Annotated in this window: 2 protein-coding genes; both read right to left on the reverse strand. The window is 30.3% G+C overall.

Annotated features, from left to right (window positions below):
- Positions 1–606: 606 nt before the first annotated feature.
- Positions 607–1,458 (reverse strand): hypothetical protein, encoded by an 852-nt coding sequence (locus ACOYLT_RS11705; protein WP_422854018.1) that lies wholly within the window; start codon positions 1,456–1,458, stop codon positions 607–609.
- Positions 1,455–2,035, reverse strand: a 581-nt coding sequence (locus ACOYLT_RS11710; RefSeq protein ID WP_422854019.1) for a glycosyltransferase, incomplete at its 5' end; no start/stop codon positions are given. The genes ACOYLT_RS11710 and ACOYLT_RS11705, both read right to left, overlap by 4 nt.

Raw genomic sequence — 2,035 nt, forward strand, 5'->3', positions numbered from 1 at the left:
GCATAAAACTTTCAGCCGAAAAGTTTACGGTTTTCAAATCGAATCTGTAAAACTGTAGCTAAAAGATTGGAATATTATTGGAATGCCTTTAAAACTTAAGGCTGGTTTATACAGGGCAACAAGGTATCTGTGATATTGTTACACCTATGGAAATAGAGGAGATTGACTTGTGTATATGATGCAGAAATGAATTTACTTAACTGATGTTGATTTGAACTCCGAAGCGCATAGTCTCCTCCTGCGTCGCAAGACTATGCGAAGAAGGAAAGTGGATATTGCTTCATTTGACTTCCAAAATTACTGGAAAGAAAAAAAATTACCGAAAAAGAGACAAAAGAATATCAAAAAGGTTTTCGTGGCAAAGAAAAATCCAAAGAAAAGCAGCCTACTTAACATAAGAATAATTATAGGCGCAATCGGTTGATTATCAAACTATTATGAATTTAGCAACAAAATTTGGGCCTGCTTGGTTTGCTCCGGTAAAGGGGGGCAATATGACCTATTTTTCTAATAAAGTATTACTCCGCTCCACTTTGTGCCTTTTGCTCTAAAAGTTATTCGGAAATATCGGCTTTTCAAGACTAAGAAGAATCGAACTTATTGTAATTAATTTTCAAAATACTCGATTAACTCGTATTTGTGTTCACTATTGTACGAGTTTAACAAATCTATTAAATAGGGTTTGTGTAATAACCCAGTAAACACAACAACTTTTTTTGCATTAGTCACCCATGTAAAATTAATGATGTTATTTGCCATTGCTTCATTTCTGACAAACCAAAAATTTCTATATAATGGTAACCACGTTTTAAATTCTCTGAATAATTGATTACTGGCTGTTAAAATAGAAATATATTTAGCTTCAATTTCTTGAAATTGCCTTATGCTATCGATAACTTTAGGATTATTAATTTCTTTATAACTTTTCTTAAAAGTATTATGTAGCCAATTATTATATGTCATGTAAGTTACATGAACATTAGTTAATGAATCAGGAATTTCCCCTTTAGAAAATGCACTATTTAACAATGAATACCACTTTCTCTCTGATTTAAAATATAATTTCGAAAATTCCTTTTTGTTTTTTATCATTTTATCAAATGGCAAGTTTTTTACATTCTCATCAAATTCTTTATATTTAAAGAGCACCTCAACTTCCGGTGGCATTTTTCTTAGGAGTCGAAACTTCCTTCCAACACTATACCACCAAGGGGGCTTTGATAGTAAGTATTGTCGCGAAAAAAAACTTGCAGTAGAATCACCTTCATCAAGAATTAGGTCGGGCTTTAAATTTTTTAGAATATTTAGTAAACTATCGCTATTTCTATATTCATTCTCAGAATGGATAATACCTATTATATAGATTTTTGTCTTTTCAGAATCTATACTTTTTACATTTTGTGCAGAAACAAATAATTGTAATAGTGAAAAGGGCCAAGTAATAATAATATTTTTCATGTTTGTGATTTTATAAAATTAAGAATAGTCGAAAAATTAATTGTATAGGTTTCAGATGAAGTACATTTATCAGACAACGCTATAATATTCTGCTTGTAAGCTGGGTCTTCTAATAATTTCAATACTTTCTCTTCAATTTCCTTTATGCCATCATTTTTAAAGTTCCCACTTATTCCTATCTGATGAAAATCAATTTTTTGAGCGTTACCCTTTTGGTCCCAGCTTAAGTCTAATGGATATACCAACATTGGAACGTGCATGAAAATAGCCTCCTTTATCGAGCCTAGTCCACCATGAGTTATAAATAAGTCTGCTTCTCTAAGTATTAATAATTGAGGTACTCGTGTGAAGAAAAAGAAATTAAAAGGTATCGTTGTGTATTTTGTAATGGTATCAATAATTTCTTTTTTCACAGATATAACAAAAAGCTTCGGTTTATTCTGGAATACTTTAATTAAATATAAACACAAAGAAATGATATATTTATGTTCATCTATTGAAGAAAAATATGAACCAAATGAACAATAAATAAGGGAATGACCAGTTTCAATTTTGTATTTTAAAATACCCTTTATTT

Source organism: Flavobacterium sp. (assembly GCF_049318185.1).
In the GTDB taxonomy this organism is placed as follows: Bacteria; Bacteroidota; Bacteroidia; order Flavobacteriales; family Flavobacteriaceae; genus Flavobacterium.